Annotated in this window: 31 protein-coding genes; 18 read left to right on the top strand and 13 right to left on the bottom strand. The window is 67.3% G+C overall.

The annotated features are described in order from the left end of the window. Positions 1-17 precede the first annotated feature (17 nt). Positions 18-278 carry a hypothetical protein gene (locus tag AC3CCI_RS15715; protein ID WP_488628757.1) on the top strand — a complete coding sequence of 87 codons (261 nt, stop codon included), beginning with the start codon at positions 18-20 and terminating at the stop codon, positions 276-278. A 32-nt stretch (positions 279-310) separates the two neighbouring features. Here the strand turns inward: AC3CCI_RS15715 and AC3CCI_RS15710 are convergent, their stop codons facing one another. The 3 genes from AC3CCI_RS15710 to AC3CCI_RS15700 form a co-directional block, all read right to left on the bottom strand. Further along, positions 311-649 carry a DUF2274 domain-containing protein gene (locus AC3CCI_RS15710; protein ID WP_488628756.1) on the bottom strand — a complete coding sequence of 113 codons (339 nt, stop codon included), beginning with the start codon at positions 647-649 and terminating at the stop codon, positions 311-313. Then, positions 646-1,263: a nucleotide-binding protein gene (locus tag AC3CCI_RS15705; protein ID WP_488628755.1), complete on the bottom strand. Its 618-nt coding sequence runs from the start codon at positions 1,261-1,263 to the stop codon at positions 646-648. Before AC3CCI_RS15705 ends, AC3CCI_RS15710 begins: the two co-directional genes overlap by 4 nt. Positions 1,264-1,354: 91 nt before the next feature. Then, positions 1,355-1,510, bottom strand: a complete 156-nt coding sequence (locus AC3CCI_RS15700) for a hypothetical protein (protein WP_488628754.1) — start codon at positions 1,508-1,510, stop codon at positions 1,355-1,357. A gap of 390 nt (positions 1,511-1,900) precedes the next feature. Between AC3CCI_RS15700 and AC3CCI_RS15695 the strand changes: the two genes are divergently transcribed. Continuing rightward, positions 1,901-2,101, top strand: a complete 201-nt coding sequence (locus tag AC3CCI_RS15695; protein WP_488628753.1) for a hypothetical protein — start codon at positions 1,901-1,903, stop codon at positions 2,099-2,101. Positions 2,102-2,112: 11 nt separating this feature from the next. Here AC3CCI_RS15695 and AC3CCI_RS15690 read toward each other — a convergent pair whose 3' ends face one another. From AC3CCI_RS15690 to AC3CCI_RS15670, 5 genes are all read right to left on the bottom strand, one after another. Next, positions 2,113-2,826 (bottom strand): hypothetical protein, encoded by a 714-nt coding sequence (locus AC3CCI_RS15690; protein ID WP_488628752.1) that lies wholly within the window; start codon positions 2,824-2,826, stop codon positions 2,113-2,115. A 462-nt stretch (positions 2,827-3,288) separates the two neighbouring features. Continuing rightward, positions 3,289-3,528, bottom strand: coding sequence for a hypothetical protein (locus tag AC3CCI_RS15685; RefSeq protein ID WP_488628751.1), 240 nt, complete (start codon positions 3,526-3,528; stop codon positions 3,289-3,291). A 70-nt stretch (positions 3,529-3,598) separates the two neighbouring features. After that, positions 3,599-4,309, bottom strand: a complete 711-nt coding sequence (locus AC3CCI_RS15680) for a hypothetical protein (protein ID WP_488628750.1) — start codon at positions 4,307-4,309, stop codon at positions 3,599-3,601. Position 4,310: 1 nt separating this feature from the next. Next, a complete protein-coding gene (locus AC3CCI_RS15675; RefSeq protein ID WP_488628749.1) occupies positions 4,311-5,045 on the bottom strand; it encodes a hypothetical protein in 735 nt (244 codons plus the stop codon). Between the two features lie 119 nt (positions 5,046-5,164). Beyond that, positions 5,165-5,476: an ArsR/SmtB family transcription factor gene (locus AC3CCI_RS15670; protein ID WP_488628748.1), complete on the bottom strand. Its 312-nt coding sequence runs from the start codon at positions 5,474-5,476 to the stop codon at positions 5,165-5,167. A gap of 103 nt (positions 5,477-5,579) precedes the next feature. Between AC3CCI_RS15670 and AC3CCI_RS15665 the strand changes: the two genes are divergently transcribed. The 10 genes from AC3CCI_RS15665 (at position 5,580) to AC3CCI_RS15620 (ending at position 16,459) form a co-directional block, all read left to right on the top strand. Further along, a complete protein-coding gene (locus AC3CCI_RS15665) occupies positions 5,580-6,848 on the top strand; it encodes a MinD/ParA family ATP-binding protein (RefSeq protein WP_488628747.1) in 1,269 nt (422 codons plus the stop codon). Between the two features lie 3 nt (positions 6,849-6,851). After that, positions 6,852-7,166, top strand: a complete 315-nt coding sequence (locus AC3CCI_RS15660) for a hypothetical protein (protein ID WP_197980908.1) — start codon at positions 6,852-6,854, stop codon at positions 7,164-7,166. Positions 7,167-7,197: 31 nt separating this feature from the next. Then, complete coding sequence (locus AC3CCI_RS15655) at positions 7,198-7,914, top strand: hypothetical protein (RefSeq protein WP_488628746.1); 717 nt, start codon at positions 7,198-7,200, stop codon at positions 7,912-7,914. A gap of 11 nt (positions 7,915-7,925) precedes the next feature. After that, a complete protein-coding gene (locus AC3CCI_RS15650) occupies positions 7,926-9,401 on the top strand; it encodes a hypothetical protein (RefSeq protein ID WP_488628745.1) in 1,476 nt (491 codons plus the stop codon). Further along, positions 9,394-11,112: an SCO6880 family protein gene (locus AC3CCI_RS15645; RefSeq protein ID WP_488628744.1), complete on the top strand. Its 1,719-nt coding sequence runs from the start codon at positions 9,394-9,396 to the stop codon at positions 11,110-11,112. The genes AC3CCI_RS15650 and AC3CCI_RS15645 overlap by 8 nt, the downstream gene beginning before the upstream one ends. Next, a complete protein-coding gene (locus tag AC3CCI_RS15640; RefSeq protein WP_488628743.1) occupies positions 11,109-12,632 on the top strand; it encodes an ATP/GTP-binding protein in 1,524 nt (507 codons plus the stop codon). Before AC3CCI_RS15645 ends, AC3CCI_RS15640 begins: the two co-directional genes overlap by 4 nt. Before the next feature lie 28 nt (positions 12,633-12,660). Next, complete coding sequence (locus AC3CCI_RS15635) at positions 12,661-13,728, top strand: hypothetical protein (RefSeq protein ID WP_488628742.1); 1,068 nt, start codon at positions 12,661-12,663, stop codon at positions 13,726-13,728. Beyond that, positions 13,728-14,063, top strand: a complete 336-nt coding sequence (locus tag AC3CCI_RS15630) for a hypothetical protein (RefSeq protein ID WP_488628741.1) — start codon at positions 13,728-13,730, stop codon at positions 14,061-14,063. The genes AC3CCI_RS15635 and AC3CCI_RS15630 overlap by 1 nt, the downstream gene beginning before the upstream one ends. 133 nt (positions 14,064-14,196) lie before the next feature. Further along, positions 14,197-15,930, top strand: a complete 1,734-nt coding sequence (locus tag AC3CCI_RS15625) for a type IV secretory system conjugative DNA transfer family protein (RefSeq protein ID WP_488628740.1) — start codon at positions 14,197-14,199, stop codon at positions 15,928-15,930. After that, positions 15,923-16,459 (top strand): DUF4913 domain-containing protein, encoded by a 537-nt coding sequence (locus tag AC3CCI_RS15620; RefSeq protein WP_488628739.1) that lies wholly within the window; start codon positions 15,923-15,925, stop codon positions 16,457-16,459. Before AC3CCI_RS15625 ends, AC3CCI_RS15620 begins: the two co-directional genes overlap by 8 nt. Before the next feature lie 9 nt (positions 16,460-16,468). Here the strand turns inward: AC3CCI_RS15620 and AC3CCI_RS15615 are convergent, their stop codons facing one another. Continuing rightward, the gene (locus tag AC3CCI_RS15615; protein ID WP_488628738.1) at positions 16,469-17,020 is read right to left on the bottom strand and encodes a hypothetical protein; all 552 of its coding nucleotides are present in this window, start codon (positions 17,018-17,020) and stop codon (positions 16,469-16,471) included. Between the two features lie 93 nt (positions 17,021-17,113). Between AC3CCI_RS15615 and AC3CCI_RS15610 the strand changes: the two genes are divergently transcribed. From AC3CCI_RS15610 to AC3CCI_RS15595, 4 genes are all read left to right on the top strand, one after another. Beyond that, positions 17,114-17,674, top strand: coding sequence for a hypothetical protein (locus AC3CCI_RS15610; protein WP_488628737.1), 561 nt, complete (start codon positions 17,114-17,116; stop codon positions 17,672-17,674). Positions 17,675-17,890: 216 nt separating this feature from the next. Continuing rightward, positions 17,891-18,226: a hypothetical protein gene (locus tag AC3CCI_RS15605; protein WP_488628736.1), complete on the top strand. Its 336-nt coding sequence runs from the start codon at positions 17,891-17,893 to the stop codon at positions 18,224-18,226. Then, positions 18,223-18,984 carry a TIGR02391 family protein gene (locus tag AC3CCI_RS15600; RefSeq protein WP_488628735.1) on the top strand — a complete coding sequence of 254 codons (762 nt, stop codon included), beginning with the start codon at positions 18,223-18,225 and terminating at the stop codon, positions 18,982-18,984. Before AC3CCI_RS15605 ends, AC3CCI_RS15600 begins: the two co-directional genes overlap by 4 nt. A gap of 76 nt (positions 18,985-19,060) precedes the next feature. Beyond that, positions 19,061-19,600, top strand: a complete 540-nt coding sequence (locus AC3CCI_RS15595) for a hypothetical protein (RefSeq protein ID WP_488628734.1) — start codon at positions 19,061-19,063, stop codon at positions 19,598-19,600. 36 nt (positions 19,601-19,636) lie between these two features. Here AC3CCI_RS15595 and mobF read toward each other — a convergent pair whose 3' ends face one another. Beyond that, on the bottom strand, positions 19,637-23,608 hold the full coding sequence (gene mobF / locus AC3CCI_RS15590) for a MobF family relaxase (RefSeq protein ID WP_488628762.1): 3,972 nt from the start codon (positions 23,606-23,608) through the stop codon (positions 19,637-19,639). Between the two features lie 369 nt (positions 23,609-23,977). On the opposite strand from mobF, the gene AC3CCI_RS15585 reads away from it, so the two are divergent. Beyond that, positions 23,978-24,379 (top strand): hypothetical protein, encoded by a 402-nt coding sequence (locus tag AC3CCI_RS15585; RefSeq protein ID WP_488628733.1) that lies wholly within the window; start codon positions 23,978-23,980, stop codon positions 24,377-24,379. A 48-nt stretch (positions 24,380-24,427) separates the two neighbouring features. Beyond that, positions 24,428-24,847, top strand: coding sequence for a helix-turn-helix domain-containing protein (locus AC3CCI_RS15580; RefSeq protein ID WP_488628761.1), 420 nt, complete (start codon positions 24,428-24,430; stop codon positions 24,845-24,847). Positions 24,848-24,933: 86 nt separating this feature from the next. Here the strand turns inward: AC3CCI_RS15580 and AC3CCI_RS15575 are convergent, their stop codons facing one another. The 3 genes from AC3CCI_RS15575 to AC3CCI_RS15565 form a co-directional block, all read right to left on the bottom strand. Then, positions 24,934-25,362, bottom strand: coding sequence for a hypothetical protein (locus AC3CCI_RS15575; RefSeq protein ID WP_488628732.1), 429 nt, complete (start codon positions 25,360-25,362; stop codon positions 24,934-24,936). A gap of 88 nt (positions 25,363-25,450) precedes the next feature. Beyond that, positions 25,451-26,365 carry an ArdC-like ssDNA-binding domain-containing protein gene (locus AC3CCI_RS15570; protein WP_488628731.1) on the bottom strand — a complete coding sequence of 305 codons (915 nt, stop codon included), beginning with the start codon at positions 26,363-26,365 and terminating at the stop codon, positions 25,451-25,453. A gap of 79 nt (positions 26,366-26,444) precedes the next feature. Beyond that, entirely contained in the window at positions 26,445-26,654 is a 210-nt protein-coding gene (locus AC3CCI_RS15565; RefSeq protein WP_488628730.1) for a hypothetical protein, read from the bottom strand. Between the last annotated feature and the right edge of the window lie 262 nt (positions 26,655-26,916).

Here is a 26,916-nt window from a genome sequence, read left to right as displayed (position 1 = left end):
GCCATACTGTGCTGGCCATGACCTCGCTGGCCGAAGGTGCCCATATCCACCGCGACGTGCCGGTCAATTCATCTGGCGGAGGCGGTGCATGGCTGTTGACTCTCGCACCAGAAACCGGCGAATCCACCACTGTCATCCTGCTGACCCGCGATCGCCACCACGACCCCGTCCCAGAAGCAGACAAGCGCCTGAGAGACGAGGGTTACCGGGCCGTCGCGTGGTACTCGAGCGGCGCAGAGCGCTGGGCTACGGACCTTGAGGCAATAGACGGCCAGTAGCGTAAGTCCGTATTTACTGAACTACGGACGGTCTAATCATCGAGTTGAGCGCGAACGCGGCGGGCTATGGCTCCCTGCAGCTCGTCGTTTTCCAGCAGCTCTGCAACGAGGGCGCGAGTGACGTGCACGTGCGCGACGCGGACGCGGCCCTGAGCCTCTGCTAGGCCTGCGGCGTAGTCGATGAGGCCTCGATAGACCTGGGGCGACAGGTCGGCGGTGATGCGTACGGGCTTGGCTCGAATGACGTTCGGCCGGGGTGCTGGCGTCGCCTCGGCGGCGGGCGCTCCGGGCTGGTTCTGCTCGGGCGTCGTCGACGCGCCTCTCTGCGTCGCGCGGGCGGCTCGTGCTCGCAGCTCTTCCGCTTTGCTCATCGTCCTGCTCCCAGGGTCTCGATCTCGTCGGCGGCGTCGGCGTACTTGCCGAGGTCGGTGACCGGGCCACCGAAGGCCTGGGCGATGGGCTCTCTCCGAGGAATGGTCGTCGACAGGACCGTGTGTCCCTCGTCGGTCATCAGCTCGCGGAACATTGGCGTGCTGTTGGCGTTGGTGACGGTGCGGTTCATCAGCACGGCCGCGACAAGTGGCGTCGCGCGCAGCGGCTCCACGTCGTCGATCGCGGCCCACACCTCGGGCAGACGCTCGTACTCGCCCATGGTGGGGGCCATGGACACGATCGCGACGTCGGCGATGCGAAGAGCTGAGGACACGATGCCGGCCTGGTCCTCGAGCGGGGGCGTATCGATGATGACGATGTCGGTCGAGGCCGACACGATCCCGGCGAGACGCTTATGGAGATCCTTCACCGGGAGCGCAAGCGTCGGGATGCTCCACTCCCCCTGCTCGCTCCATCGAAGGGCTGAGCCTTGCGGGTCGGCGTCGACGACCACGACACTGCGACCCTTAGCGGCGAAGGCATGAGCGAGGTACGCACTCGTCGTCGTCTTGCCGGAACCACCCTTGAAGTTGGTGACGGTGATTATCCTCATAAAACGAGTATATACGGATTTGCGCGTTTCAGTAAATCCGTACTCACGCTTCTACGGATTTACGCGCTTACATACCCGCGTACCTACGGAGCTACGGCCCGGCGCAACGCCAGCGAGCGGTCGGCTCCGCCTCGCGGTACCAGCGCGGCAGCAGGAACTGCGGCAGCCAGAACGCGAACACGATGCCGAGCACGCAGGCGGCGAGGCCGACCCCAGCCCACGCGAGATCGAACCGCCAATGCAGCACGGTGTGGAGTTCGACCAGCTGCGCCAGGCCCCGGTGTAGGAGAGCAGCCCGAGCACGAGCAGCAGGGCCTCGATGACGAGGCGACGATCCTGCCGCGACCGGCCCGGAGTGAACCTCCGCGTCCGTAACTCCGTATCCGCGTAATTACGGAGAGCAACGAGTCAAGTCTTTGGTCGGATTCGTGGGCAAGGGGGAGCGGAGCGCACCCGCGGCGGCCCGCCTGTGGCTTCACGCTCTGCCGTCCCGTGCGAAGCTCGAATGACGACCCGGTACCAGCTCAGGTGGGACGACTCTCGTACTGCTCGCATGCGCCGCGAGGACGCCGGGGATCTCCGACCGCTGGCCTGGTTGCGGTTGTCGTACGCAGGCGCTAGCCACGAGGTCAGCCGAGTGGACGTGTACACGCATGCCGAGCAGCTGCGGGGTCGGCTGTGGCGGGGGATTGTCGATTCGGTCGGAGCTGCGGTCGCGTTCTGCGAGGCTCATGAGGTCGAGCTGGCGGCCGCGGCCGCCGGTGAGGACCTTCTTGACGGTGTGACCCGAGCACCGGTGCATCCGTGGGCGTTGGCCACGATCGTCGACGGCATTTGAGACATCACAACTCACGGCCGAAGGCCGTACCAGCGGGCGTGGAGGGCTGCGAGCTTCATCCTGACGACCAGGTACGCCTCGGGGTCGTTGACGTCGCCGGCGTTCTTGGGGGTCTGGCCCATGCTCTCGTCGATCGCTTGCCAGATGGCGATGAGATCGCCGTAGGAGAACCGGTCGACGTCGAAGCCGGATCGGTGCACGATGCGCTGCACGCGGAGCGTGGAGAGGTCGTCGGGCAGCCACGGGAGGCTGCTCACGAGTCGGGCGGCGAGGCGTTGCAGGGGGAGTGATCGAGGTTGGTCGGCCCCGGGGACGAATTTCGCCTGCTTTTGTCGTTGCTGTGCCCGCGGAGCGGGCTCCGAGTGCGGCTTGCCGCGCTTTGGAGAGTTGTTAAGTGAGTGGGTTGTCGGGTTAAACCGTGAAGCGGTAGCTAGGTGCTCATTTAGAGCAGAATCCTTGACTTCGGGCATCGTGAGGGCACGGACGGATGCGGCGCGTAGCTGCTGCCCGCCGTGTCGGGCGGTGGCTGCGAGGCGTTCCACGCGGGTGAGGTAGCGGCCGGGCTCGACGGTCACCAGGCAGCCCAGGGCCTCCATGAGGGCTCGGGCTCGGCGGGCGGTGATCTTGCTCATGCCGACCATGCGGGCGAGGGTGTCGTGCGACGTGGTGATGCCTCGGCCGTCTCGGGCGCCGGCCATGGATGCTTCGGCTTCCGCGAACTTCATGAACGTGCTCAGCCGAATGGAGACGCGGCGACGGTGGGAGTCCCCGGCAGGTGACATGACGACGGCCAAGAGCCGGTTAAGCCATGCGCGGCGCGAGGTCGGCAAGCAGAGGCCCCTGTAGGCGCTGTCTGGCACCGGCAGCGGGTACGAGCCGCCGGGACGGGAGAAGGCCTGTGAGGGTCGCGCCGGGCGTCGCCGGCCGACGTGGTGGGACCGCTCGGGATGTGCCGGGCGCTCTGGGGACACAGAGCGCTCGGACACGCCGGAGACACGGGGATGCGCAGGCGCAGAAACGGGAGTTATGATGAGTCCGTTCTCACTTGGTCGCCCAAGTGGGTACGTCAAAGGCCCGGCCCTGAGAAGCCGGTTCTTTACCTAGGAGCTCGTACCCTGACTGTCGCCAAACAAGAGCAGGTTCGAGCTAAGAGCTTTAGGCCCTCGCGAAAGCGGGGGCCTTTCTCGTTAAGCCGTGTTGATGGGCAGCTCCTCGCTACGGTCTTTCTGGGGCAGCCATGAGGGGATGCCCTGATCGGTCAGCTCGTTGTCGAGCATCCGCAGGATTAGCAGCTCGATCAGTTCGGAGCTGCCAATATCGGCCAGGTCTGCCACCGCGTCGAAACGGTCTTTTGTGGATCCGGAGACCAAGTAGCCGAGCTGCTTGGGGTCCAGGACCTCGCCTCGTCGGCGGCGTCTAGTGGCCATGCGCCACAGTTAACCGTAAGCCTCAACTTAAGTGGCGACTGTGGCGGCGTGTCGCGCGACGAACCTGCCGCTAGTTGTACTGGCGGCGGGCTGCGCGCTGGCGGCCGAGGCGGGCGAAGAACGCCGTGGCGAGGCCGAGGGCGACGAAGATCGCGGCCACGCCGCTGACGACCTGGCCGACGTAGTACGTCGCCGGCAGAAGCAATGTCATGAGTCCGAGCACGAAGCGCACGCCGGCCAGAACGAAGCCGACGAATAGGAAGCGCGATGTCGCTTTGGTCGCTCCCTGTGAGGAGCTGAGGCCCTTGCGGACGTGGGGGAGGAGCAGTGCAGCGATGTAGGCCGGGTAGGCCGTTGCGAGGGTGGAGTAGAGCCGGACGAGCGGGCTCGAGAGGTTGTCTGCGAGGTCGGGGGCTGAGCTGGTGGTGTGCACAACGGCGAAGATGACGACTTCCGCGACGAAGACGCCGAGGAAGACGAGGACGCCGGGCAGGCCTGAGATGCGGCGCTGCGTCTCCGGGGCCCTCCATGCCCGGGCGACCTGTGTCCCGGCGAGGAGCAGGCCGGTGAACAGGGCGAGTTTGGCCACCAGGTCGAGCAAGTTCGGGATGGGGGAGAAGCGGTCTAGGGCGGCGTAGACGTCCGGGGTGATGAGGGCGAAGGCGAGCACGACCGCGGCAGCCGACGAGGCGATGAGCATGTTCCTGCCGTGGATTGCGCCGGGAAGGCGGGTCAGGGCCAAGGCGGCGAGGACTACGGCGATGAGGTATCCGGTCAGCATGTCAGCCCAGCGTTTCTTCGATTCGTCGCGCCTCAGCGCTATCTGCGGCAAGGCGTCGGGCCCCGCGTTGCGCGGCCGTGAGGCGCGCCTGAACGAGGTCGTTCAGGGCAACGTCTGACAGGTGTGTGACCGCGTGGGAGCGGGCACCGTCCGGCCAGCCGGCCTCTTGAAGCGTAATCACCCCGCCTACAGCGAGCCCGCTCGTCAAGGAAGTGTTGGCGATGCGGGCGGCCTCGACGAGGTGGCGGGGTCGCATCTTGTTGGCGGTGATCTGAGCCGAGAGGTTGGGGGGAGCGATCCCGAGGCGTTCCGCGAGGTCACGGCGAATGTGGCCGGGGTCTACGGCGTCGATCCACGTTCTGAGCCCGTCCGGCTGGGGCGGGTCCTCCCAGGTGTGCACCGCAGCGATCGCGTCGCCGTATGCGGTGTTCCGGCGGCGCAGCAGCTCGATTGATGCGTCCGTGAGTGTGACCTGGGACAGGATCTCGACCGGTAGCGGTGGGCGCATTTCCCGGTGCAGCTCGTCGTACTCGTCGAAGCTCGACAAGGCGACGACGGGCTCGACTCCGACCGCGCGCGCGGCGGCGATGACGACCGCCTCACGGACGCGGCCGCGGAGGAGCTGCGCCTGCACGGTCGTGCGATTGACGCCGATCGCGCGTGCGAGGGGGAGGGCTCCGGAGGGGAGGTCGACAGTGCTCGCCCACTGCTTGAAAGCGGCGGCCGCTACGGACACGGGCGCTCCTTTCCTGGGACTCACGGACGGGGTACGGAGCAGTCGTCCCTTGGGGGGACTAGTGCACAGTGTGAATCAACTGTCGTAGGAATTATGTATTGTTGGCACCCGGACGGGGGTCAAGTCAAGTGCTTATTCAGGGTGTCTCTGAGGTCGTGGATTGCTTCGCGATCCGCGGACCAGTAGATGATCGGGCCGCGGCCGCGGGGGTGAGTGGCGCGTCGTTCGTGGATCATGCCGGCCTCGGTGAGGGCGGCTAGGTGGTATCCCACGGCGCTCCGTGTGAGGTCCAGCGCCTCCATGACGTCCTTCGCCGTGACGTCGCCGCCGTCCATGACGACACGGAGCGTCCGCAGTCGAGCGGGCGTGGCTGCGATGGTCGCGCACGCCTCGTCGAGGCGCGCTGCGTCGGCAGCGGAAAGGGCGGACACACCCTTAGTTTACGGGCGAAGACTTGCTAAGCTTTAAGATATAACAAGCCTTCGCAAACAACCGGCGGACGGTCGGGACAAGCAGTCGAGATGGGAGAACAAGATGAGCGATCCGAACCAGAGCGGTGACGTGTTCGGCGCAGCCTCACGCGCTAGCGACTACATCGAGGAGGACACGGTGGGCGTGGAGCGCCTGAGCCGGCGTTGCACTCCGGTGGACGAGGCCACTAGCCTCCGACCGATTCCGCCCATGCCGGCGTCGCCGGCACAATCCGAGGAAGCCGTCGAGCCGGCCCCGTCGCTGGCGGTCGTGTCGGAGGTTCCCGAGGACGTCAAGGCCCCCGAGGAGTCGCCGGCTGCGCGCCGTCCTCTGGACCGTGAGGCGTCTGCGTCCGTGCTGTTCGGTGGCGCTGCACCCGTGGCCCCCGCCGCGGCCACGGGGAAGGCCACCAAGGGATTCCGTGGGGCCCTGGCGAGCATTGGCCTGCCGGTCAAGCCGAGCGCCGCTGAGGCGGCCGAGCTGGCTGCGGCGAACGAGAAGGAGCTGCGGCACTCCCAGAACGAGACGGTCATTCGTCAGGCCACGTGGACGCGTGCCGTATCGATCCTCGTCAACAACCCCAAGGGCGGCACGGGTAAGACCCCAACGTCGCTGCTGCTCGGTGGTGTCATTGCCTCAATCCGTGGAGGATCGACGGCGATCGTCGAGTTCTCCGACGATCCTGGCGCGCTGAACTACCGCGCCGAGGGCAGCCCTCGCCTCGGTCTCGGTGAACTGGTCCGGGACGTGTCCGGCATCAAGACCGCCGGCCAGCTCCACGGCTACACCGCCCCTCAGACGTCCTTCGCGAACGTCATCGCCTCCACCGGACGACGCGATCGCCTCAACGGTGATGCTGTGGTGGCCGTGTCGAACGTGATCGACGAGTTCTACGGCATCCGCGTCATGGACACCGGCAACCAGCCGACGTCCTCCGCGTTCCGCGGTGCGGTGTCGGTGGCCGACGTCCTCGTGATCCCGGTCCTGAACGCGGGCGACTCCGTGCTCGAAGCGATCCAGCTCCTCGACGAGCTGCGCGACGCGGGCGGGCAGCCGGCCGAGCTGGCAGACCGTGCGATCGCCGTTCGCCTGACGGACGGACGCCCCGAGAGCGAGTCGGTGCGCGAGGAGGTCACGCGCCTGCTGCGCGACGCCGGGGTGCGGTCGTTGCACGAGATTCCCTACGACGAGCACATTGCCGCCCGCGGGCAGCTCACGCTCGGCTCCCTGAACCCTGCGACTCGAGACGCGTTCGCGTCGGCGGCCGCGGCCGTGGTTCGCACTTTGCAGGAGGCCGTCGCCCCTGCCTCTACCAACAACCGGAAGGCCTGACCCATGCACGACCTGTTCCTCGCCGCGGCGATTTCGAACCCTCTCGACGGCCTCCTGCCGGACTTCTCGTTCGGCGGTGCCGAGTTCACGCAGCTCTGGCAGAAGCTCGTCGCTGCGGTCTGGGCCCTCGGCATCATCGTGGCGATCGTCTACCTCATCACCGGACTGGTCGCTATGGCCGGTGCATCCAACGACATGAACCCCAACCCCCAGGCGCACGCCCAGGGACGGGCGAAGGCCCTCGGCGCGTTCGTCGCTCTGGTTGCCCTCGCCGCGCTGGCGGTCATCGTCGGCGTGACCCTCTCGTTCGCGAGCTGACCCACTCAGAAGGAGACACACCATGCCGCGCATGTACTCATCCACCGGCCGGTCCCTTTGGCCCCTGGTCATCGGGGCCGCCGCTGCGGTCATTGTCATCGGCGGGGGAGTCGTGTTCGCCACGACCCTCGACGGCGAGCCGACCGCCGCGCCGACGTCGAGCGCGCCGGCTGCGTCTGTGACTCCCAGCCCAACGTCGACCGGCTCCTCCGGTGCCGGCGACGACGAGGACGCCGCGCCGCCCACGGGGTGCCTCGGCGGTCAGGACCGCAACGCCGCAATGGTGCTCGCAGCTCAGGAGGCTGCGAGCCATTCGTCGTACGGGGCCGTTGAGGTCGCCACGGCGTTCTACCGGTTCATCTGGCAGTCGCCCGTGCCGTCCGGCTCGGACGTGCAGACCGTAGAAGGCAGCATCTTCTCCTCGTCCGCACCGACCTCGTTCTCGGACCTAGCCGCCACTTACGAGCAGTATCCGAACCTCAGCCAGGGGGACGTCGCGGATGGGACTCCGTTCCACCTGTCGACAACCAACGGCCTGTGGATGGTCGACCCGAATTCGACCGCCGATCGGGTCACGGTCAATATTGCCGCCGGCTACGTCGTCGACGGCGCGCTGAGCCCCACCAAGTCGACGGCTCAGGGCTTTGTTTTGCAGTGGGAGGACGGCGCGTGGCACGTCGTCGAAGGCGTGCAGCCGGACGGTGAAACGCTCGCCAATGGGGGCGTTCGGTACACGGGTGGTTGCTGATGAGCGGGCCGGTGATCCTCGCGGCTGCGGGCGGGGACGATGAAAAGTGCAGCAATTGGGCGAGCTGCGCGATTGACACGGGTAAGGACCTCGTTGGCGACGCGGTGAACGGCACCAAGGACGCGATCAGCACCGCGCAGAGCATCGGTGACTTCTGGTCCGACCCGGCCGGGAACACCTACAAAGCACTCAGGGACGCGGCCAAGGGCCTCTCCGACAGCGTTCTGCCGGCCCTGACCCACGCGACCCTGCCCGACCTCACGGCGGACTGGTTCATCAGCGCCTACCGAATCTCCTTCGGCCTGGCGATCTTCGTGTTCGTCATCGTCCTCATTCCTCAGTTCATCGACACGGCCAGGGGCCGGCAGTCGGGGCAGGAACTCGTCGAGACGCTGACCCTCTATGGGCCCGCGTTCATCATCGGAGCGATGTTCGGACCAGCGGTCGGAGCGTTCCTCGTCAAGTTCTTCGGGGCCCTGTCGGACTCGCTCATCAAGACGATGTTGTCGACCACGACAAACAGCATCGTCGACCAGTTCTCAACGATGATCGGGGACGACGACGGCTCCGGGATCGTCGGCGGCGCAGTCATCGGCGCGATCTTGATGTTCTTCATGATCCTGGCGCTGCTGCTCGCGCTGCTCGTCCTCGTCGTGCAGCTCATCACCCTCTACTTCTCCGGCGTGCTGTTCCCGCTCGGCTGGGTGTGGATCGTCGACAAGAAGAAGCGCTCGTTTGGATCAAAGATCCCAATGGTGTGGCTCGGCATCCTCGCCGCCCACCCGCTGCTGTTCTTCCTGCTCGGCGTAACGTTCTCGTTCGTCGGGTCCAACATCGACGTGTTCTCCGGCCAAGCCGACCTCCAAAAGACGGTCAGCCTCGTCGTCTCGATGCTCGCGCTGTTCATCGCCGGGCTGTCACCGCTGCTGCTGTTCAAGTTCGCGCCGATCTTGCCTATGGGCGGGGCCGCGGCCGCGGGCGGACCGAGCATCGGTGCGAACTCTCCTCAGGAGGCCGACAAACGCTACAGCGCCCCTCAGGGCGACGGTGGAGGCTCCGGGCAGGGCTCGGGTACGCCGTCGACGACGGCCACTGAGGAGCCTGCGTCGACCGGTGGTGGCGGCGGTGGCGCTGGCAAGGCTGCCGGCGGCGGCGGTGCCGACGAGGCGGCGGGCTCGTCGATCAAGGAAGCCGCCGCGGCCGGCGGCAAGGCATCCACGGGTGCTGAGGCCGGCGCTGGCGCGAGTGCCGGCGGTGCAGCGGCCGGCGGCGGTGCAGCGGCCGCCGAGGGCGGCGCTATGGCCGCCGGCGCCGCGGAGTCCTCGACGGGCGTCGGTGCCGCTATCGGCATCCCGACGATGATCGCCGCCGGGGCGAAGGCCGGCATGGACAAGGCCAACAGTGCGGCGACGGGCGCGGCCGACATGGCTGCGGCCCCCGTCGATGACCACCAGGAACAGTACGGAAAGGACTCGACCCATGAGTGACGTTCAGGAGCAGAGGACGCACCTTCGCTGGGTCGGCGGCGAGTCAGGGCACCGGTCGTTCTTCGGTGGCACGCACTCGAAGTCGCGGATCATCGGTATCGCGATCTTCGTCATTGGCGGCATGGTCGGGATGATCCTCGGCGGCGGCATCCCCCTGCTGATCGCGGCGCTCGTCGGGGTGGGCCTGACGATGCTCGTCACGCAACGGACGCACAACGGAACCATCCAGGAGCGACGTCGGAAGCGCTCGCGCTGGGCAGCCCGCAAGCGGCTCGGCACGAACGTGTTCGTGCCCTACAACGTCGCCGGGTGGGACCAGATTCAGTCGGCAGCGTCAGGCGCCGACAAGGCCGAGCGCCGCGCGGCCGAGGTCGCCTCTCGCCAGATGCGGGCCAACCCGGACGGCTCGGACGGCATGGGCTGGTTGCAGTACGGGTCGAACATGCCCGGTATCGCCTGGCACGCCCCCGTGGGTGAGCAGCCCTACCTCTCGGTCGCCTTCTCGGTGTCCGGGCAGCTCCGCGGCATGGAGACGGCCGGGGCCCTGAACCGGGCCGCGACGTCGTGGGGGAAGTTCCTAGCCCACCGTGCCGCGCCGGTGTCGCTGATCCGCGACGTGCAGACGCTCACGCGCGTTCTGCCGCCGGACACCGCCAAGCACGACATTTGGTACAACTCCAAGCGCGAGGCCCGGCCCGTCGGGGCCGACGACTCGTCACTGGCGCTCTGGGACGCGCAGCAGCTCTCCTACGCGGAAGTGCGTCGACGCGCGGCCGCGGACGCGATGGTGCAACGGCACTTCGTCGTGCTGTCGTGGCCGCTGTCGCCGCTGTTCGTCGAGTCGGCCGCGAAGTACGGGCCCGGCCGCGACGGCTGGCGTGCGCTCATGGCCGAGCAGATCGAGGCATCCCTGCACGGACTCCGGGAGGCGCGCATGGGGCAGGTGAACTACCTGACGGCCCGCCAGACGGCGGCCGTCATCATGCACCAGCAGAACCCGTCGATCCCGATCGACCTCCGCTCCGCAAAGCACATCACGCCCCTGTCGGTGGGCATCGGGGCGCACGACGAGTATTCGGCGCACGTCGTCGACGGCGGGTACGACCCGACCGTCCTCGCAGACGGTGACGCAATCGAGGCGGCTCCGGCCGTCACCTGGTGGCACCGCACTGCGGCTATCCACGGCGAGGACCTGGCCTCGGCCGGGCGGTCGCCGTTGTGGACGCTGGACCTCATGATCGGCCGCGAGCTGGGCTTCATCCGCTCCGTCTCGTTCCACATGCACCTGGTGCCGGCAGCTCAGGCGAAGGCAGCAGCACGGCAGGACGTCGTGCGCGACGCCGCCGGCCTCTACGCCCAGAAGAAGAAGGGCGTCATCGTCTCGGACGAGTCCGAAGGCCTCCTCAGCGCCGCCGAGCGTCGACGTCGTGACCTCGCCGCCGGCAGCCACCACCACGGCGTCTCGTGGATCGGGTACGTGACCATCACGGCCCCGACCCGCGAGGACCTGGCTCAGGCGTCCCGCCGGTTGGAAAGCGTCTGCGACACCGGGCTCGGTGTCGACCGGCTCGACTGGCAGGACTCGTTTCAGGGCGCTGCGTCAGGGACGACGTGGCCGATCGGCCGCGGCCTCCGCCCCGACAACACCACGACGGCCACGCGGCTGATGAACACCCTCGCTGGGCGAGGCGACAAGGAGGCGCTGTCATGACCGACACCAAGAACCCGGCCCCGCACGGCAAGCGCGCGGCGTCTAAAGCGCCCTGGTACGCCAACGTGCCCGGGTTGAAGATGTTCGTTCCGCCCGAGGTTCGACAGGACCTCGTGACGGGTGAGGAGGGCCAGTCGGCCGAGGCGCTACGTCGCCCGGTGGACGTATCGCCGTTCGAGCTGCCCGGCAGGCAGCTCCGCACGTCGGTGGGCGCTGCGACCCGCGGGTGGTACTCGCCGCGGCTCACGGGCTCCCCGTCGACGACGAAGCAAGCCGAGATTTTGAACTCGGCCGTCATCGGCAACCCGACCGGGGACGAGGGGATCGTGAACGGCCGCGACAACCTGTCGCAGTCGATGATTTCCTACGACGCCCCGACCGCGTACAACGCGGAGCCGCGGCAGATTTCCTCCCCGAACGTGATCGTGCTCGGCACGGTCGGGTACGGGAAGTCGTCACTGACCAAGACGTGCGGTGTCGCCCGCCCCCTCGGGCTGGCCAACCGGCGCGCTGTCGTGTTCGACAAGAAGGACGAGGGCGGCGCGGGCGAGTACACGCCTATGGCCCACAACCTCGGTTCGGAGCCGCTGCACTTTGACCCGGCCGGCGGCGGTATTCGGCTGAACCTGCTGGACCCGCTAATCATGCGCGGCTCGGGGTTGCAGGGGCAGATGGAACTCATCAACGCCGTGGCGCGCATCGCCCGGAACGACGTCGCGGCGACCGAGTGGGAGGAGAAGGCGACCCGGTTCGCCCTCCGCCGCATGTTCGAGGAGCACGGCGACGACAAGCGTGCCCTGACGACGACGGACCTCATGCCGTGGCTCGGCCAGGTGCCGGACGACGAGGGACTGACGGGCCCCTCCGGTGAGCGTTTCCACCAGGCGGGCCTCTCGATCCGATTCGGGCTCGAGAACCTCCTGGAGACGTACGCGGGCGTGTTCGACGGCGAGACGTCGAAGGCGGTCGACCTCGGAAGCAAGCTGACGGTGTTCGACGTCTCCCAGCTCCCCGACGCCGGGCCCGCGGTCCCCACCGTCATGGCGGTGGGGCACCAGTGGCTCCTCGGCCGTCTGCGCCGCGAGCGTGGATTCATCACGAACGTGGTCTACGAGGAGGGCTGGCACATGATCGGTGGGCCCTCGGCCCGCCTGGTCAAGTCGAACCAGAAGCTCTCCCGGTCCCTCGGTATCTCGAACTGGTTCGTGATGCACAAGGGCACCGACATTCCCCGGGAGTCCGAGGGCTACACGGTCATCCAGGAGGCGCAGACGATCTACGCCTACCGCCAGGACCGCCCCGAGGACGCGGCGTGGGTGCAGGAGACGTTCGGGCTCGCGCCCGACACCACCGATCTGCTGATGAACCTGAACCCCGGGCACTGCATCTTCAAGTACGGCTCGAACCCCGAGACGCACATGCAGCACCTCCGCTCCGACTGGGAGGCAGCAGTCACCAACACCGACGAGGGCATGGCCGGCAGCGGCGCGAAGCAGGCCGTCGTCGAGGTCGAGGCGTAGCCGGGGCTCGGTCATGAAAAAGGGACTGATGATCGCACTGGCGGCCTGCCTGGTCGTCGTGTTCGTCGGGATCGCCCTCGTCACTGGGGGCGGTTCCCAGAACGGCGCGTGCGCGGCCACGGCCGCGAACGCGACCGCCGCGGCAGCTCACGATGAGGTCGACGGGTACTCCGGCGACCAGCTCGTGAACGCCGCGGCGATCATGAACGCCGGGGCCGCCCTCGGCGTCGACGTGAAGGGGCAGACGATCGCCGTCATGACGGCGATGGGCGAGTCCACGCTGACGAACATCGAGTACGGCGACAAGGCCGGCCCCGACTCCCGCGGGCTGTTCCAGCAGCGCGACACCTGGGGCACCCTCGCGGAGCGGATGAACCCGACCCAGGCGGCGACGTTCTTCTACCAGCGGCTCTTGAAGGTGCCGAACTGGCAGACGATGACGCCCTCAGCGGCCGCTCACGCCGTGCAGATCAACGCCGACCCGAACCACTACACGAAGTACTTCAACTCGGCCACAGCCGTCGTGACGGCTCTCGCGGGTGGTTCCGCTGCCTGCGCCGCTGGGGTGTCCGGTGATGCTCAGGCCCTCGCGAAGAACCTCGTGGACCTGACCAACCAAGGCAAGATCGCGTGGCTCTCGCCGTCGCACTTCCCCGAGGTGCAGGCGATCGCGGACGGCAAACCCAAAGAGAACTGCAACGTCGATACGCGCATCCTGCAAGTCATCACGATTGCGACCAAAACGTTCCAGTCCATCGGGATCTCCGATATTAACCGGCTGTGCTCGGGGCAGCGGCCTGGTGCCGGCAACCTGTCGGCGCACGTCGTGAACGGCGGCGGCCACGCCGTCGACTTCTACGCGTTCGACGGCACACCGACCACGGGAGCGGACGCGAACGCGATCAAGCTGCTGCGGGCCCTCGGGCCCGTCATGCCGGACGGCTCCGGCACCGGTCAGGTCGAGTGCCGGGCTAGCGCCGGCAGCTCCATCGACTTGCCAATGGCGCAGTTCGCGGACTCCTGCAACCACGTCCACGTGCAGGTCGACCCGAAAGGCAATCAGCCTATGAAGCTCACCAGCGGCGAGAGCAACTGATGGTCGAGGCAGAGGCCTCGAGCCCGGTGTCGATCGCGAATCTCGCGCGCGACCAGTGGACCGTGCAGAGCGTCGGTCGGCCGGCCGTCGTGACGGCCGGCCTCTGGCTCGACGAGGCGATCGCGGAGCACCGCGAGGAGTTGGCCGCGGAGGGCGTCAGCGGGCCACTGACGCTGCGCTACCAGCTCGACGGCCGAGACGTCGACGGAGAGATTCGTCGCGTCCGGGCGTCGTCGAGGAGCTGCACGAGCACTACCGCCGCATCAAGTCGGCCGACACCCTGGCCCGACCCGAGCGGTACGCGCTGCTCGAACGGCTCTCGGCGGCCCGGGTGATGCCCTCTGAAATGGCCCTCATGGTCGGCGTCGACGTGCGGCTCGCAGAGCGGTTCGCCGGGGACGACGAGGAGGCCCGGATCGCCCGGACCCTCCTGCACAGCATGACCAGCGACCACAGAGGAGTCGACGCATGAACCTCAACACCATTCGCACCAACGCCCTGACAGGTGGCCTCCTCGTGCTGATCGTCGGCGGCACGGTCCTGGGTATCCACGTCGGTGCCGGCATCGCCGGGACCGGTGACGCCTACTCGTGGAACCCGATCAAGCTCGCGATGGGCTTCGTGAGGGGCGACGCATGGCCCGGCACAGCCGCGACGATCGCCGTCGTGGCCTTCATCGTGGCGGCGCTGGCGCTGTTCACGTGGTTCCTCATGGCTCAGGCCAAGCACGGCGCGAAGAAGCGCAGCGGGGCCTCGATCAAGCTCATGAGCGCGAACCCGTCGAACGCGATTCTTCGACAGGCCGCCCGGGCCAAGGAGGCCCGCCGGCTGCACCCGAAGGCCGAGAACATCGGACCCGGCCAGAAAGTCGCCCGCATCGTAGGCACGACGAAGTGGGTCTACCAGGGGTGGGAGGAGACGGGTGTCTACCTGTTCGGCACTCGGCGCGGCAAGACGTCTGGCGTCGTCGTCAGGCACGTGGTCGAGGCCCCCGGGGCCGCGATCATGACCTCCAACAAGGTTGACGGGGTGCGCGAGGCGATCCGTGGCCGTCGCGGCCGCGGTGAGACGTACGTGTTCGACCCGAACCGCATCTACCGTCACGAGGACGGCCCCGACTTCGTTTTCAACCCGCTCGACTACGTGAAAAGCGCCGAGGACGCGCGCGAGCTTGCGGAGATTTTCGAGGCCTCGACCCGGAAGGAAGGCGACCGGGGCGGCGATCCTCAGTTCGACGAGCCCGGCCGCGACATGCTCGCGTACTTCCTCCTCGCCGCGGCGCTCGACGAGCTGCCGCTGTCGCGCGTCTACCGGTGGCTCACCACTCAGGACGCGGACGTTGTGATCGGCATCCTGAACGCGAACGGCAAGAAGGGGCCGGCGACGGCCCTCGTCGGCATGGAGAACTGGGCCGACAAGACCCGGCAGAGCGTCTACGCGACCGCGCAGCGCATGGCGGGGGCGCTCGCCTACGACGAGCTGCTGGAATGGACCTCGGCCGAGGGCGTGCGCAGATTCGACGTCGACGCGTTCGTGCAGTCCGAGGACCTGCTGATCCTGCTGTCCAAGGACGGCGTGGGATCAGCCGGCGCGATCCTGACATCCCTCGTGCGAGCGATCTGCAAGACCGGGGAACGTCTCGCGCAGCGCTCCGGCGGCCGCCTGCCGGTCCCGCTGGTGATCGAGCTGGACGAGTGCGCCAACATCGTGCGGTGGCCGGCGCTGCCGTCTGTCTACTCGTTCTACGGGTCGCTCGGCATGCCGATCAACACGTACTTCCAGTCAAAGGACCAGGCCGTCGAGGCGTTCGGTCAGAACGGCTGGGGCGCGATCTGGGGCGCGGCCGTCACCCGCGTCTTCGGCGGCGGCGCGATGGACGACCAGTTCCTCAAGGGCCTATCGAACCTCATCGGTGAGCGCGAGGAAACCACCTACGGCGGATCAACTCAGGACAGCGGGGCCTACTCGACGTCGACCAGCACCCGCCGGGTGCCGATCTTGAACGTCGACGACCTCGCGAATCTGCCGCTGTGGCGCACGGTCATGTTCAACTCGAACACCCGGCCGGTGATCCTCGACTCCGTGCCGTGGTTCAAGGACAAGAAGCTAAAAGCGCTGATCGAGGGCGACGGGCCGGCCACGGCCGGCGCCGCCCCCGTCGCGATCGCCACCAGCTCCAAGGAGGCGACAGCTCGTGGCTGACGTCGATGAGCCCGACGTCGACCCGGGCAGCGGAGAGGCCGTCGCCCCCGGCGGGGGCGACGGCCTCGACGAGCTGACCGACGAGGAGCGCGACGCGCTCAACGACGCCGACGTGACCGCGTACGACCGGGCCCCCGAGGATGAGCCCGACGGCGACGAGGAGGAGTTCGACCTGTTTCCGGCGTTTCTGGAATGGGTCGAGGAGCACCTGTCGGTCGTCGAGTACACGCACTCCGACAAGAGCACCGCGGCGTGGTGCCCGGAGTGGTGGAAGCACCCCGAGGCCGTCGAGCGGCTGTGGGCGTGCTTCGAGGCTCGACAGCAAGCGACGATCGACTCGGGGGCGCACGCGGATTCTCTGTCGAATTGGTGGCTGACGCACTGGGACCGGCACGCGGCGATCCTGTTCGACGCCAGCGCCGGCCCCTTCCGCAAGTGCGATCGGAACCTTGGCCACCTGCACGACTCGGACGGCTCCGCGCCACAGCGGGTGCCGTACTACCCGCCGCCTGAGGACTGGCGGCGCTAGCGCTTGCAGCTACTCCTCATCGAGGCGCTGCACGCTCCAGTAACGCCCTTTGTAGACGGAGTACCGATGCCCGCGCTGCGTCTCGAAAATCACCGGCCGGTTGCCACTGCCCGCAGCTACAGGTCGACCCGCGTAGGTGATCGCCTCGATCGGCATGGGGTACTTGTCTTGCAAGCGCTTTACGTGGTCCTTGAACTCGTCGTAGACCGCCGAGTTGAGTGCCGCTGGCGACTGCTTGCCCTGCGGAGGTTTGGAATAAGTTTCGAGCTGCTCGCGCAGTTCGTCGCTCTGCTTTACGAGACGGTCGGTGTCCCCCGAAGTGATCAAGTAGATAGCGAGTGCAAGGAGCAGCGCCCAGACCGTCGCAGATAGCCCCACCACGTCGAACAGCCTCAAGTCATCCGTGACTAAGAGCAGAAAACCAGCGACGAGGGCAGTCATACCCGCTGTAATGGCAATGACCCGAATGGGGTGAGCCGCGAAGAAGGCCCTGGCTTTTCCCCACAGGAGCTGTTTCGCTTCTAGCTCCTCAGTCGGTTCGACCATCTGATCTGATGTCACACCCGCAATGTAGCGAACGAACGCCCCGCAAAGATACGTGGGGCGTTTCTGCTTCTTAACGGCTACTGCTCACGCGCTCATTACCCTGGCCACATGGACGACGCAGCTCTGACTCTCCTTGGCATTGCTATCGGTGCTGCGGCAACTCTCGTCGTCGGGTTCGGAGGGGCGATCGTGTCAAACCTGCCTGCATGGACTTTGGAAAGTCGACAGTCAAAAAAGGAGGCCCGAGACGAGGTACGGCGGCTGCTATCAGAAATGGTGGCACTAGCTACGGACTACGTGATTCGGGTGGGAAGTCGGAGCGTCACCGAAAACGCCGGGCCAATGCTGCGGCTCCTAGCGCTTCGATCTCAGCTGAAGTTCGTCATTCCTGCAAAAGACAGGGCTCTCGCCCCATTCCTCGAACCGACCATCGCGCTCCTCATCAAGCAAGGACCATCCATGACCGAGGAGATTCGCCGGCAGGTCCTCGTAGCGATTACGGACGTCCTGCCGAGATGGTTCATCGGGACTATCCCGAAAAAGGACATAGCCGTTTTGACGGATACGTTTGCCCAGATACTGGCCCTTCTTAAAGAGGAAGATGCTGCCGCAAAGGATGCCGGCGGCGGCATCCCAGTGGCTGCCGAAGAAGGTGACGGGACGACTTAGGACAGGACCTGTTGTGTTCGTCGGCGATCACCTCGACGCCCTTTGGCGCGAAGGCTGGCCCCCTCCGCAAGTGCGACCGAAACCTCGGCCACCTCCACAAGCCGGACGAGAGAGCCAAGCAACGTGTGCCCTATTACCGCCCCCAGCACGACTGACGACGCTAGGGAGGCATGGCTGGGACCTCCACGCCGGCAAACAATCCGGCAGGATGAGCGCATGTCACGTAAGGCGAAAAAGACGGGTGGCGACCCACGAAAACGAAACCAAGGCCAGTCGCCTTTCTCCGGCGGTGCAGAAGGTCTGAACTCGTTCGAGATGAACCAGGCCTTTGCGCGACAGGCCAGAAAAAACTGCTCTGAATGTGGCTCGGTACGCATTCGATGGACAAGCGCCGGTGCCTTGGCAATGCAGGACGGACCGAAACAAGCCGTCGACGCGGCCAAAGAGATAGTGCCTGTCTTCGGAGCCGACGCAGAAGCTTGGTGGTGTGAAGACTGCACTGGGGCTGGGTTCTTCGAGCAGGAACTGCATGTCGAAGGCTTCGACCAATGAATACAGCCGACGCCATACAACTCATCGACGCAACCATCGAGACGGCTGCCAGCGACGGTCCTGCCATCGCCAACAGTGAGTCCCGTCACCTCGGGTGGAGCGAGCAGGCTCGAAGCCTCCTTGTCGGCACGCTCGGATCAACTCACCGACTTGTGCGCGTGTGGGATGTGGAGAGCCATATCCGACGTGAGAGCTACGTCATCGACGGCACCAATGGGCGTCGAACTCGTTCTTCCTGGCGAAGTGATGCTCTGAGACGCGGTGTCGAAATACTCGAGGCCGCCAAGTTCGCCATCGCCTCCGTCCCCACGGAGGGAGAGGCAATCGGCGCGGCAACGGTCGACGTGGAGCTGTGGGAACACGTGGGTGGGCTCGTGACGGATGGCGCATGGGACAAAGTGCCCGCGAGTACGGCGATCTTCGTCGAGGACAGCATTCGCCGCTGGGCGGGGGACCCGAAGGGAAGGGACGGCGGGGCGCGCGTTGGCAAAGACCTATACGCGAACGTCTTCGCACCAGATGGACCCCTCCGTCTTGGTACGCAAGCGAGCGAGTGGGAGGGCTGGCGAGCGATCGCGATGGGCCTCGCCCAAGCGATCGGAAATGTCGACCGTCACCGCATTCAGCGGCGATCCGACCAGCGCCAGTACGCCATGGGCGTACTCGGCCTGGGAAGTCTGCTCCTGACGCAAGTGCGGCGCGAGCACCCCGACCAAATCGTTAGTCCCAAGCTTGATCCGAGGACAGAAGGCGGGTAGTAGCCAAGCTCTACGGCCAGCACGACGGCCGCTAGCCAATTGGCGCAACCAGGCCGATCTGAGCTAGACCGGCAGCATGACGCCCAGCCCAAGCCCCGTCCTCATCCAGCTTGTCGGGCAGAACGCGACACCTGTCTGGCTGACTCCCGTCCTCACGGGAGTCTTCGTGCTCGCCGCCGCCGTCATTGCTGGCCTTCTCGGCTTCCGCTCGCTGCGAGAAAGCGATCGCAGAAAAATTGCAAGAGAAGCCGACGCCCAGTGGAACTCAGAGCTGAAAGCCTCGTACATCGCCCTACGCGAGGAGGTCCTGAAAGTGGCTCGGGCTCTAGCGTCCACGCAGCGTGTGAATGACGACGGACACGAACTACTCGAAACTCTCGAGGCAGCCATGATCGCGTCGAGTGAACAGGTCAGCCTTTTCGAGCTAATCGCTTCGCCAAAAGTCATCGACGAAGCGCGTGGGGTGAGCCTGCACCTCTCGAACGTGTGGCAACGGACCTTTGTCTCAACTATGCAGGACGACGTTGACCTGAGATGGACGGCCCAGGAGGCTATGTCTATTGACGGCCGCCTCGACGGGCTGCGTGACACCCTCCGCGAGTCACTTCGGGGCTAACCCGATCCCAACAACGGCCAGAATCGTCCTAGCGAACTAGCGTTCGCGGGCATCGTCGCTGCGGGACCGGTCGCGACGCTGACGCTCGCGCTCGCGCTCGGCCGCCTCGCGTGCACCGCTGCGGCTAGGGTCCTGCGCCTCGGGGGCTCGGCCGGCGCGACGGAGCTGCGCGGCGGCACGGTCGGCCTGCGCCTTGTTGCGAGCCTGTAGGGCCTCAGCGACCGTCTGCGGCTTCCGTGCGGGCTGCGTGGGCGTCTGCGGCGTCTGCGGCGTCCGGGGCTGTGCGGGGCGCTGCGCTGCCTCTCGGGCCTGCTGGGCGACCGCGGCGGCCTGCTCGGCCGCGCGGGCGCGGACTGCCTGGTCGGCCGGCGGCTCCTTGATGAGCGCGGCCGACTTGTGCATGGCCGTCACGCGCTCTTGCAGCTCGGCACCGATCGCGCGCTCCCGGTACTGGTTCGGGATCGCGTCGGGGGTGGCCTCCTCGATCGCGTAGCGGCCGCGGAACGCGTCGACCTCGGCCGCGAGCTTGTTCCACTCGGCGCGACGCTCGGCGTCCGCCGGGACGTCTCCGAGCTGTTTGGCCCATTCGGGCTGCTCGGCCGCGATCGTCGCGCCGCGCTCCTCCAAGCGGACGGCGAGGTAGTCGTAGCGCTCGGCCAGGTGCTCGCGCCACGCGGGGTCGGTGTGGTGGGAGTCGAGCGCGCCGCGGTCGACGATCCACATCGGTACCCGGTTGTCGCGGTCGGCAGTACCGAACTCGGACGAGTAGGCGCGCACGTCGTCCTGGATGCGGGAGGCGAGCACGGCCGGCTTGTTGCGGGCGTTCTCGAGTGTGTCTTTCTCCCACGCCTGGTAGAGCGCGTCGGCGGGGTCGTAGCCGGCGCGCTCGGCACCGCGGAGGGAGGCCTGCAACGCGCCCCAGCCTTCGTCGTCGCGGAGCTGCTGCGCGGCCTCGGGGCCGACTGCGGTTCGGGTGATCTTCTCGAACCGCACTTCGTCGGCGCGCTCGGTGACGTCGCGGTACTCGTCGACCAGGGTCACCAGGTCGTCGACGCGGGCCTGCTCGGCGCGGATCGTCTCGTTGGCGCTCATCATGCCCTCCGAGTTGTTGGCGATCTGGGCGAGGACGTCGGACACGGGCTGGGCGTCGTCGACCTCGACGTAGAGCCGGTTCGACTCCTTGCCGCGGGTCATGGCCACGTACGCCAGGGACCGCGACGTCGACGAGTCCGCGAGGACGTGGGAGGTGTCGGCGGTGAGGCCCTGGGCGCGGTGGACGGTGGAGGCGTAGCCCAGCTCCACGTGGTCGCGCACGTAGTCAGCCGGCAGGGTGATGCGGCCGCCGTGGCCGTCGTGGGCGACAGAGAGGGAGCCGTCGCGGTTCACCTTGTCGACGGTCCAGAGGTCGTTGTTCTTCACCCGGTCGCGGCCGCGGTCGGTGCGGAGCCGGGAGTCGTTCTGGCGGGTGACGATGGTGTCGCCGCGGTGGGCGCGGAGCCCGTCTCGGAGGTCGGCCGCTTCGCGTCCGGTGACGGCACCCTCACTGATACGGAACGCCTGGGCGCGGGCGTTGAGGTCGGACACGGTGGCGTTCTGCTGCGCGAGCATCACGGATCGCTTGCCGGCGTTCGTGTCGGCCTGCCAGGCGGCGAATACTTCGCCGGTCATGCGGTCGACGTCGCCGCCGACGACGCGGCCCTGGTCCACGTACCAGGTGAACGGGTCGCCGGTCGTGGCCGGGTCGCGAAGCTTCTCGGAGGCGTCTGCCTCGGCGCGGTTCACGGTGCCGTCCGCGTTGCGGAACCGGTGGATGGTGTCGAGCTGCACGGAGCCGACCTCGCGCTCTAACAGGCGCAGCGCGCCGCCGGACTCCACGGCGTCGAGCTGGCGGGAGTCTCCGATGAGGCGGACGTGCGCGCCGTGGGCCTCGGCAACGTCGACAACCTTCGCGAGGTTGCGGGTGCCGGCCATGCCTGCCTCGTCGACCACGATCACGTCGCCGGGACGGATCTTCATCGCCTCGGGGTGCTCACTCTCGGGGGTGGCATCTCCGCGCAGCTCGTAGGCCTTCAAAAAGCCGTGGATCGTGTTCGCCTCGACGCCTACGGCTTCCTTGAACACGTCGGCCGCGGCCGCCGAGGGAGCGAGCCCGATCATGCGGGAGCCGGCCTGCTCGGTGGCGCGGGCGGCGAGGGCGAGGGCGGTCGTCTTGCCGGCACCTGCGGGGCCGGTGCCGACGAGGACGAGGCGATCGGACGTGGTGAACTCGCAGGCGAGGTTCCTCTGACCGTCGTCGAGCGGCCCAGTGTGCTCGGCCGCGGTGCGGTCGAATTCGGCCAGGCTGACGGGTGCGACGGTGCGCGTCCGAGCGGCGTCGATCAGGCGGTCCTCGGAGGCGAGGATGCCAGCGGACGTGTAGATCGCCCGGCCCTTGTGGACGTAGATGCTCTCCCCGTCCTTGCGGGTGAGGGGCTGGAATACGCCGTGCGTGGCCGGCGGGGTGACGGACACCGAATCGGTGTCGAGGGCGTGCCGGGTGATCGTCTCGACGGCCCCCTCGGGCACGTCGATGCCTGCGATGCGGGCGGCCTGGACGTACCGGCGCGCTTCGGCCTCGATCATGTGCGGGCCCCAGGTGGCGTGGTGCTCGGACACGGTGTCGACGACCTGCTGCGAGGCGGACTCGATGTCGAGGGGTTGGGGCTCGTCGGTGTCGGAGCTGGCGTCGCTGGCGCGCTGCGCGGCATCGCGAATGGCGGTGAACATGTCCGCGATCCCGTCACGGCCGACGACCTCGACGGCCCGGGCCTGCCACACGTCGCGGAGCGCGGACAGGGAGCGCGCGCGCTCCTTCGCCGGGCGGGTGTCTAGCGTGGCCTGCTGGGCGAGCTTGATCCGTGCGGCCTGGTTGGGCTGGCGGCCGTGGTCGCGGCGGTAGTCCTTTTCGAGGGCGGCGAGGGTCGTGCGAATGTCGGCCGAGCGGGTAGAGAAGCCCTTGGTCAGGCGGTCGTCAACCCCGGCAATCTCGACCACGGGGCGCTTGCCGGGGCTGACCTCGCGCAGCTCGGTGGCGACGCCGAGGGCGTCGGAGACACGCTCCATCACGCGGGAGTTGTAAAACTCCGAAGCGGCGACACCCTGACGGTGGAGAAGCTTGGAGTCGATGGTGCGCCACTTCCCATCGGACCCCTTCACCTTGTTGGCAACGACCAGGTGATCGTGAATTTGCGGGTCGCCGTTCCGGGAGTCGTAGTGGCGGAACTTCGTCGCGACGATGCCACCCTCGACGTCGATCTGGGCGACACCGTTTTTCCCGGAACGGGTGGCGATCGCCTCCCGTTCGAGGTAGCCCACGGTGTCCGCGATCGCGGCGTCGTGGGCCTGCTCGATCGCCTTCCGGGTGTCGTCATCCCCGAGGGCCCAGAGCGTCGACACGCTCTTGGATGGGGAGAACACCAGGTCGAAACCGGCGACGGCCTGACGGGTGGGCCGGGTCGCTGCGGTGATGTAGCGGCCCAGCTCCTCCTTGTCGGCGGGCTGCCGGCCCTTGGCCTGCCGGAACGCCTGCGCTCCCTCTCGGGTGCGGATCGCGCGGCGCTCGTTGACGTCGGGCTCGCGGTGCTCGGTGCGTTGGAAGCGTGCGTAGCCCTCGTCGATCGCCGCCGACAGGTCGGTACCTGCGGTGCCGTAGGCGTAGTAGGAGCTGCCGAGCTTCGCGGCGTCGGTGGCCTCCCCGACGCTCTTGCCGGCGGCCTGTGCGTCGGTGATGATCTGCTCCGCGTTCGGGTGCAGACCCTCACCAAACAGGGCCTTCATCTGGTCCTCGGTGACGGTGCCTGAGACGCCAAGTGCGGCGAGCCCAGACCCGAACCAGACACCGGGAGGGTTGCCGTCCGCGGTGTAGTAGTCGCCCAACTCGCGGCCCTGATCCCGCTTAACGTCACCGGTGGCCGTCTCGCTCGTGTAGTAGGCGTAGCCGTCCCCTGCGCTGAGCTTGTGCAGGGTCATCACGGGCGAAAGACTACCTCACTGATAAAGATGCCAGAGGTGTGACGATCTAGGGAGCGAGGAACGAGTGGACTGGCGGCCAGGCTCGTAGAGGCTGCGGCTGTGCTGGGAGACCGGGAAGAGAACGGGAGCGGCTGACGAGGAACGAGGAAAGTCGCGGGAGTGAACGTCGGTCGAGCAGCTAAGGCCGAGCCGCGCTCGTGGCTGCACGTCGGGCTCGGGAACCGGGCCGCGGGCAGACCGAGCCGCTGGCCCGACCAGGGCCACGACGACCCCGCCGGGATCGTCACCGGTGCCAGAGCACCGAGCCATCCCGAGCCGCACGAAGGGTGCGTGCATACTGGAGGCACCAATAGGAGGGGGCCGCTCATGGCTGAGGTTCGGAAGTCCGCCAAGCAGACCGAGGCGCGCCGCCGGGCGCGCGAGAAGGCTGCCGATTTCCGGGAACGGCAGGACAAGCTCGAACAGCTCGCGGTGGACTACTTTGTCGCCGCGGACTCACTCGATGAGATCGAGGTGGCGACCGAGAGGGAGGTCGCTGCCGTTCGCGCTCGTGCGGAGAAGCGGAGCACTGACGCCCGCACCGAAGCGGAGTCGGTTATGCAGAAGATGCTGGCTCTCGGCATCACACGCGCCGAGGTTGCATCGCGTCTCGGAGTCGCGTTACGCGACGTCAAGAAGGCACCGGCCGGGAACGACGGTGACACTTTCCCCACCGCGGCGACGCAGCCGACCGAAGGCGAGGGCGAGTCCGCCGAAGCGGCTGCGTAACAACGTGGCCGCTTCTTTGCGATCACGTAAGCCATACCTGTGACGGAAATGCTCGAAAGCACTATTTGTGAGTCCAGCTGCACCCTGGGCGCGGCTGAGGTCGGGGCTCAACTTGGTCTTGGTGCGGCGACGATCAACGCGTGGGCGAAGACAAACCGCATGCCGGCGTATCGGATCAGAAAGTCATGGCTCGTGCTGCGGGTGGAGTTCGAAGCTTGGATGGCGAGTACCTCGACCATCCCGGGACAGTCATCGTCGATGTGGCCTGACCCGCTGGCCTCGTTGCCGCCGTACCTCTCCCTCAATGAGACAGCCAAAGTTCTACGGGTGTCAGCTCCGACGCTGAGCCAGATGCTGACAGAGGGCGACATGCCGCACCATGACCTGGGGTCACGGAAGCGCATCAGCCTCGACGCTCTTCGTGCGTTTCTCGACAGTGTTCGAAACGACGCGCCACGCGTGCTTTGAAGCTTCGTCGACCATTGGCTCATGGCGGGGAGCGCGAGGGGCTGGCCCCTCGCCCGGCCGCTCGCGGGCGGCCGGGCACCGCCGGGTCAGGCGGGACAGGTCGAGCTGGTGACGGCCACGCGCACGTGGTCGTGATCGCACTCCCAGAAGTTCGCCAGAACGTCGGCCGCGATCCGGTCGGCGGCGACGCCGGTCGAGGCCGACTTGGGGAATGTCACGGTCACGGTGATGGTGTGCACGGGCTCGGGAGAGGCGGGGCCGTAACCGGCCCCTCCGTGCTCGTACGCCCACGCGATCGCGACGGCTTCGGCGGGTCCGTCTCCGAGCTGGCCGTACACGGCGCGGTGCTCGTCGTCGGTGTGAGCCGGGCGGCGGGTGCAGCTCCACGGGGTGCCGATGACGTCGACCGTTTCGGCCTGGCACTCGTACCCGTCGGGGTCGAGGTCGGCGGCGGGTGCTGCGGGGTCGAGCTGCTTGGGGGCGAGGTCCTGGGGGCGGCTGTAGGTGATGATCACGGCGGTTCTCCTGCGGGGTCTTGGGCTCTGGTGGCGGCTGGGCCGCTGGGGTGAGGGGCCGCGGCGCTAGCCGCGGCCCCGGCCGGTGTCAGGCGGCGTCTGCCTCGTCGGTGTCCTCGTCTTCGGGGTCGAGAATCGCGGCGATCTGGTGCGCGGTGGCGAGCACTTGGGCGGCGGCCTCGCGGATCAACTCGACGTCGGCGTCTGCCCATCCGGCGACGTAGCCGACGCTGTAGGCGCTGGTGTCGAACCCGACGAGCCCGGCGACGACGTAGGCGACGCTCTCGGCTTCTGTCTCCATGAGGCCGCGGTGCTCGGCGTACTCCGCGAGGTCGTCGACGTGGCCCATGAGCACGTGCGCCGTCTCGTGAATCATCGTTTTTGCGGCGTGCTCGGGGCTGAGGTGGTTCCCGATCACGACGCGCTGCCCCTCGGGGCCGCTGTAGCCGTTGCGGCCGCCGCTGAGGTCCTGGCGCTCCACGGTCCAGCCTTCGCCGTCCAGGTAGGCGCTGAGCGCGTCCACGATCCCGTGGTCATCGGCGCCGGTGAGCTGCCGGGCGATCGTGCGGTCCGTCTCCCCCTCGATCACGTCGGTTTGGGCGATATCGAACACGGAGAGGATGGGGAACCTGGCGACGCGCTTTTCCACCTCGTCACCGTTCTCGTCCTCCTCGGTCACCTTCTTGGTGCTGTAGCCGAAGATCCGCACGGCCTTCTCGCCCTTGCGGACCTGACGGCCGAGGCCCTGCCACTTGCGGAACCCCGCGACGCGCTCGGCGTCGGGGCGCTGGCTGAGGATCAACAACACGTTGTTGAGGCTGTACGAGTGGAACGCGGACGCGAACGTGAGAAATGCGGTCCAGCGGTCCGAGTCGCGGAGCGCCTCGACCTGCGTCGCGATCGACTCGTGAAGGGCGGCGGCCTGGGCCTTCTTCTCCTCCATGCTCTTGCGGGGCGCGGCGGTTTTAGCGGGGCGGCGGGTCTTGGTAGCGGTGGTGGTCATGGTTCCTGCTCCTGGGTCGATCGGTGATGATGGATGGAGCGGGAGGGACCTAGTTCGAATAGGTCCCTCCCGTCCTGTGTCACTCACTGTCGGTGCGGGTGAGGGTGTCGACGAACGTCATGACCTCGGGGCCGGTGATGGTCGCCGTGTGGGCGAGTTCCCACCCGTTCCGCGCGAACGTCGAAAGGTCCGAGTCGCGCTCGCCCAAATTGCGGAGCTGGCGCTGCAAATCGCCCTCCCCGACGACCGGAACGAACGTGGTCACGGTGGTTATCTGCTGCTTCTGCATTTGCTTCCTCTCCCTCTCGTTTTTTTGCCGTGAAGGCGGTTTTCCGCCTTAGCGACCGGAGGGCGCAGTGCAACCCGGAGGGCGGCAGGGGAGAGAATTTCGGCGCGAAATAAGGGAGCCCCGCGACCGCGTGCCGAAAATCTCGGAGGAGCCGGTGGCGTAGCCACTTGAACGGAGACCCGGAGGTGGCTACGAGGGAGCGCAGCGACCGAGCCGCCGAAGGCTTCACGGCAAAAAGACGTGCCCGAAGGGCACCCAGCGC

Source organism: Frigoribacterium sp. CF331, from assembly GCF_057787905.1.
This window is presented reverse-complemented; position numbering and strand designations above follow the sequence as displayed.

Bases quoted from the DNA above. Each gene is read 5' to 3' on its own strand.
- AC3CCI_RS15640 (WP_488628743.1), top strand. From the start codon at position 11,109: ATGACCGACACCAAGAACCCGGCCCCGCACGGCAAGCGCGCGGCGTCT.
- AC3CCI_RS15600 (WP_488628735.1), top strand. From the start codon at position 18,223: ATGAATACAGCCGACGCCATACAACTCATCGACGCAACCATCGAGACG.
- AC3CCI_RS15645 (WP_488628744.1), top strand. From the start codon at position 9,394: ATGAGTGACGTTCAGGAGCAGAGGACGCACCTTCGCTGGGTCGGCGGC.
- AC3CCI_RS15635 (WP_488628742.1), top strand. From the start codon at position 12,661: ATGATCGCACTGGCGGCCTGCCTGGTCGTCGTGTTCGTCGGGATCGCC.
- AC3CCI_RS15705 (WP_488628755.1), bottom strand. From the start codon at position 1,263: ATGAGGATAATCACCGTCACCAACTTCAAGGGTGGTTCCGGCAAGACG.
- mobF (WP_488628762.1), bottom strand. From the start codon at position 23,608: ATGACCCTGCACAAGCTCAGCGCAGGGGACGGCTACGCCTACTACACG.
- AC3CCI_RS15580 (WP_488628761.1), top strand. From the start codon at position 24,428: ATGCTCGAAAGCACTATTTGTGAGTCCAGCTGCACCCTGGGCGCGGCT.
- AC3CCI_RS15685 (WP_488628751.1), bottom strand. From the start codon at position 3,528: ATGGCCACTAGACGCCGCCGACGAGGCGAGGTCCTGGACCCCAAGCAG.
- AC3CCI_RS15665 (WP_488628747.1), top strand. From the start codon at position 5,580: ATGAGCGATCCGAACCAGAGCGGTGACGTGTTCGGCGCAGCCTCACGC.
- AC3CCI_RS15660 (WP_197980908.1), top strand. From the start codon at position 6,852: ATGCACGACCTGTTCCTCGCCGCGGCGATTTCGAACCCTCTCGACGGC.
- AC3CCI_RS15565 (WP_488628730.1), bottom strand. From the start codon at position 26,654: ATGCAGAAGCAGCAGATAACCACCGTGACCACGTTCGTTCCGGTCGTC.
- AC3CCI_RS15605 (WP_488628736.1), top strand. From the start codon at position 17,891: ATGTCACGTAAGGCGAAAAAGACGGGTGGCGACCCACGAAAACGAAAC.
- AC3CCI_RS15710 (WP_488628756.1), bottom strand. From the start codon at position 649: ATGAGCAAAGCGGAAGAGCTGCGAGCACGAGCCGCCCGCGCGACGCAG.
- AC3CCI_RS15585 (WP_488628733.1), top strand. From the start codon at position 23,978: ATGGCTGAGGTTCGGAAGTCCGCCAAGCAGACCGAGGCGCGCCGCCGG.
- AC3CCI_RS15630 (WP_488628741.1), top strand. From the start codon at position 13,728: ATGGTCGAGGCAGAGGCCTCGAGCCCGGTGTCGATCGCGAATCTCGCG.
- AC3CCI_RS15715 (WP_488628757.1), top strand. From the start codon at position 18: ATGACCTCGCTGGCCGAAGGTGCCCATATCCACCGCGACGTGCCGGTC.
- AC3CCI_RS15655 (WP_488628746.1), top strand. From the start codon at position 7,198: ATGTACTCATCCACCGGCCGGTCCCTTTGGCCCCTGGTCATCGGGGCC.
- AC3CCI_RS15570 (WP_488628731.1), bottom strand. From the start codon at position 26,365: ATGACCACCACCGCTACCAAGACCCGCCGCCCCGCTAAAACCGCCGCG.
- AC3CCI_RS15625 (WP_488628740.1), top strand. From the start codon at position 14,197: ATGAACCTCAACACCATTCGCACCAACGCCCTGACAGGTGGCCTCCTC.
- AC3CCI_RS15690 (WP_488628752.1), bottom strand. From the start codon at position 2,826: ATGAAGTTCGCGGAAGCCGAAGCATCCATGGCCGGCGCCCGAGACGGC.
- AC3CCI_RS15680 (WP_488628750.1), bottom strand. From the start codon at position 4,309: ATGCTGACCGGATACCTCATCGCCGTAGTCCTCGCCGCCTTGGCCCTG.
- AC3CCI_RS15610 (WP_488628737.1), top strand. From the start codon at position 17,114: ATGGACGACGCAGCTCTGACTCTCCTTGGCATTGCTATCGGTGCTGCG.
- AC3CCI_RS15595 (WP_488628734.1), top strand. From the start codon at position 19,061: ATGACGCCCAGCCCAAGCCCCGTCCTCATCCAGCTTGTCGGGCAGAAC.